The 4249-nt window shown below is 69.7% G+C and carries 3 protein-coding genes; 1 reads left to right on the forward strand and 2 read right to left on the reverse strand.

Going from position 1 to position 4249, the window contains the following annotated elements:
- Positions 1-111 precede the first annotated feature (111 nt).
- Complete coding sequence (locus ACZ303_RS31755; protein ID WP_467343938.1) at positions 112-1689, reverse strand: SulP family inorganic anion transporter; 1578 nt, start codon at positions 1687-1689, stop codon at positions 112-114.
- Between the two features lie 356 nt (positions 1690-2045).
- On the opposite strand from ACZ303_RS31755, the gene proC reads away from it, so the two are divergent.
- Positions 2046-2855: a pyrroline-5-carboxylate reductase gene (proC, locus tag ACZ303_RS31760; RefSeq protein ID WP_467343939.1), complete on the forward strand. Its 810-nt coding sequence runs from the start codon at positions 2046-2048 to the stop codon at positions 2853-2855.
- A 79-nt stretch (positions 2856-2934) separates the two neighbouring features.
- On the opposite strand, the gene trpS is transcribed toward proC, so the two are convergent.
- The gene (trpS, locus tag ACZ303_RS31765; protein ID WP_467343940.1) at positions 2935-3933 is read right to left on the reverse strand and encodes a tryptophan--tRNA ligase; all 999 of its coding nucleotides are present in this window, start codon (positions 3931-3933) and stop codon (positions 2935-2937) included.
- Positions 3934-4249: the final 316 nt, after the last annotated feature.

The raw sequence follows: 4249 nt of genomic DNA on the forward strand, positions 1-4249 counted from the left end.
GGAGAGTAGGACGCCGCCGAACAATTTTTAGCCTCAGGCCCCGAGCTTATGCTCGGGGCCTGAGGCATTTCTGCGTTGTGCCGCTATTCGATAGGAGCGCGCGTCAGACCCTCATGGCGCGACCGGCGGACCTGCCGTGAGCGCGTCCTGCGGTTCGGCGTGACGTTCCGCCCAGGCGGTGAGAGCCGCCCGGCACGCGTGGTCCATGTGTCGCAGCCCGCTCAGATCCAACTCGACGCCGTGGCCCGGTCGGGGCAGCGCCTCCAACTCGTCCAGCAGCTTCGGCAGACGCAGGAAGTTCGCGTTGCCGAGCACGCGTGCTCGTACGACACCGTCGGCCGTGCCCACCGTCTCCACGTGCACGTGCGAGGACTCCCAGGCCGCTTTCGCGACCGCCATGAGCAGCCCGATGAGCACGCCCTCGAACAGGTTCGTGGCCACGATCGACCCCGTGGTCACCACCAGCACCACCGCTTCGCCGCGGTGTTCCGCCCACAGCCGGATCACGTCCCGTACGGGAATCAGCTTCCAGCCTGCGTGAATCAGCACCCCCGCCAGGGCCGCCACGGGGATGACGCCCAGGGCCCAGGGGAGGAACGCGGCGAAGATCAGCAGCCATAGCCCGTGCAGGACCCGCGCGGCTTTCGTCCGGGCGCCGGCCCGTACATTGGCGGCGCTGCGTACGATCACGGCCGTCAACGGCAGGGCGCCGAGCATTCCGCACACGGTGTTGCCCGCGCCCTGGGCGATGAGCTCCTTGTCGAAGTGCGTGCGCGGGCCGTCGTGCAGTCGGTCGACGGCGGCCGCGCTGAACAGCGACTCCGCCGACGCGATCAGCGCGAACGCCAACACCGTGCCCAGCACCGCGATCTCGCCGAACATCGCGAAGTCCCCGGCGTCCGGCGGCCGCACCGCCTCGAGCAGTCCGCTCACCTCCACGCGATGCACCGGCATCGACAGCACTGCCACGACTGTCGTCGCCAGCGCGACCGCGGCCAGCGGCGCGGGCACCAGCCGCGCGGCCCGCCGCCACCGCGGCCAGAGGACCAGGACCGCCGTCGTACCGACGCCGATCGCGACCGCGGACTGCGCTTCCTCCGAAAGCAGGGTGGCGACGGCCAGGTCCGGCAGCCCGCCCAGGTTCGCCAGGCCGCCGCCGGGTGGGTGGGCATCGGCGAGTGCGTAGAGCTGACCGGCGATGAGGACCACTCCGATGCCCGCCAACATCCCCTGCACCACCGCTACCGAGATCGCCCGGAACCACCGGCCGAGGCGCAACAGCCCCATGGCGACCTGGAGCAGCCCGGCGGCGAGGACCAGCACACCGAGCGAGCCGAGTCCGTACTCCCGCACGGCCTCGTAGACGAGCACGGTCAGCCCCGCGGCCGGTCCGCTGACCTGAAGGCTGCTGCCCGGCAGCAGCCCGGTGAGCAGGCCGCCGACGACACCGGTGACGAGGCCCAGCTCGACCGGGACCCCCGAGGCCACGGCGATGCCCACGGACAGCGGCACGGCGACGAGGAACACGACGAGCGAAGCGGCGAAGTCGGCCCGCAGGGACTGCAGATCGGGCTTGCGACCCGATGGCTCCGGCCGGGGGGCCGGCTGGGGAAGGGCATGGGAATTGCTTGACCGGACCTTGGCCCGAGAGAGCACATTCCGGGCACGGCGGAAGGGTATTTTCTCCATGGGGTTGCCTCCAGTGCGCAGCGGTGCGCACAGCGATGCGGATCGTTGCCTGTCAGGTGGAAGTACGGGCAGCGGAAGAGGTCGAGTGGGGGCGAGCCGGACCGTAGAGGGTGACGGAGCGTGCCGTGGACACCCGCGGTCATTCTGTCCAAGTGACCACGGTCGATGGCGTGTTGGCGTGTTACCACGATGTAAACGTGGAGTCGCTCGCCCCGAATCGGCTGCTTGATTCACTCCGGCGTGCGCCTGAGTGGTCTTACGTTCGTTATGCGTCGGAGCGTGGTGCGTGCGCCGGGTGCGAAGATGGCCGGGCACGCCCCCTGAAGTCCAGCGCAGCGAAGAGGTGAGCGAGCCCCGTGGCCCAGAAAGTCGCCGTCCTCGGCACAGGAAAGATCGGCGAGGCACTTCTCAGCGGGATGATCCGCGCCGGCTGGTCGACCGCCGATCTGCTGGTCACCGCCCGTCGCCCCGAGCGCGCCGAGGCCCTGCGCGCCCGCTACGGCGTCGACACGGTGACCAACATCGAGGCTGCGAAGGCCGCCGACACCCTCATCCTCGCCGTGAAGCCGCAGGACATGTCCGCGCTCCTCGACGAGCTGGCCCCCCATCTGCCCGCCGATCGCCTGGTCATCAGCGCGGCGGCCGGCATTCCCACGGCCTTCTTCGAGGAGAGGCTCCCGCACGGCATCCCGGTCGTGCGCGTCATGCCGAACACCCCCGTCCTCGTGGACGAGGGCATGTCCGTGATCTCCGCCGGCACCCACGCTGCCGAGGAGCACCTCCTCCGTACGGAGGCGATCTTCAAGCCGGTCGGCAAGACGCTGCGCGTCCCCGAGTCCCAGCAGGACGCGGCGACCGCCCTTTCCGGCTCCGGTCCGGCGTACTTCTACTTCCTCGTCGAGGCGATGACCGACGCCGGCATCCTGCTGGGTCTGCCCCGGGACAAGGCCCACGACCTCATCGTCCAGGCGGCCATCGGCGCGGCCGTCATGCTGCGCGACAGCGGCGAGCACCCGGTCAAGCTCCGCGAGGCGGTCACCTCACCCGCGGGGACGACGATCAGCGCGATCCGTGAGCTGGAGCGCCACGGCGTACGGGCCGCACTGATCGCCGCACTCGAAGCGGCCCGCGACCGCAGCCGCGAATTGGCCTCCGGGCAGGCATGAGGCGTTGATGACCGGGGCCTGCCCGGTCTTCCCGCCGTCGTGCCCTCGTGATTTCGCGTTTTTCGCGCTTGCGCGCGGTTCAGGCGGGCGGCATGAGGCCGATCGCCGCGTATGCGGCGTCGACGGTCGGGCGGGCCAGTTTCCGGGCCCGCCCTGCCCCTTCCCTCAGTACCGCGTCCACATAACCCGGATCGGCGCACAGTTCGGCGTGCCGCTCCCGTACCGGCCGCAGCAGTTCGAGGACGGCGTCGGCGGTGTCGCGCTTCAGCGCGCCGTAGGAGTCGTACTCCTCGGCGAGCCGCTCGGGATTCCGACCGGTGCACGAGGCGAGAATCTCCAGGAGATTCGCGAGGCCGGGCCGCTCCTCACGGTCGTATACGACATCGGTGCCGCTGTCGGTCACCGCCCGCATGATTTTCCGGCGCACGACGTCGGCCTCGTCGAGCAGATAGACGATGCCGGCCGTCTCCGCGTGCGACTTTCCCATTTTCGAGCCCGGGTCCTGGAGATCCATCACGCGAGCCGCCACCGCGGGGAGCACGGCCTTCGGCACCGTGAACGTGTGCCCGTAGCGCTGGTTGAACCGCACCGCCAGGTCCCGGGTCAGCTCCACGTGCTGCGCCTGGTCGTCACCGACGGGCACCTCGTCCGCCGAATACGCCAGGATGTCTGCCGCCATCAGCACCGGATAGGTCAGCAGTGAGAGCCGCACGCTCCCGCCGGCCGCGCGCTCGCGCGCGGATTTCTCCTTGTACTGGATCATGCGCCGCATCTCGCCGTCGGCCGCCGTGCACTCCAGGAGATAGGAGAGCCGGGTGTGCTCGTCCACATGACTCTGTACGAACACGGTGCACCGGGCCGGCTCCAGGCCCGCGGCGAGCAGGAGCGTCGCCGCCTGCCTACTGAGCCTTCGTACCCGCGCCGGGTCGTGGTCCACGGTCAGGGCGTGCAGATCCACGACACAGAACAGGGAGTCGGCCTTGTGCTGGTCCACTTCCACCCACTGGCGGACGGCTCCGAGGTAGTTGCCCAGGGTGAGGTGGCCGGTGGGCTTGATGCCGCTGAAGATCCGTGTCATCGGGTTGTGCCTCTCTGTGAAGAGGGGCCACCGCCACGGACAGCAAAAAGGCCGCCGAGGCGGCGGCCGTAGGTTGCATGCGCAGATCGGGCCGCCGGTCAGGCGGCCCACCACTGCTGGGTGCAGCTGCACGCATGCTGAGTCATGCCATCGACGGTACGCCGCCGAAACCCCCTTGCGCCACGGGTTTGATGGTGTCTACGGGCTCGTGTAGAGTTCTTCGAGTTGCCACGGCGTCCGCGAGGACGGCGAGGCCGCACTTCACGCCTCACTGGCGGCACTCTCTACCGCACGGCCCTTGAACGGGATCGATTTC

The organism is Streptomyces sp. NPDC023527, assembly GCF_055560115.1.

Bases quoted from the DNA above. Each gene is read 5' to 3' on its own strand.
- ACZ303_RS31755 (WP_467343938.1), bottom strand. From the start codon at position 1,689: ATGGAGAAAATACCCTTCCGCCGTGCCCGGAATGTGCTCTCTCGGGCC.
- trpS (WP_467343940.1), bottom strand. From the start codon at position 3,933: ATGACACGGATCTTCAGCGGCATCAAGCCCACCGGCCACCTCACCCTG.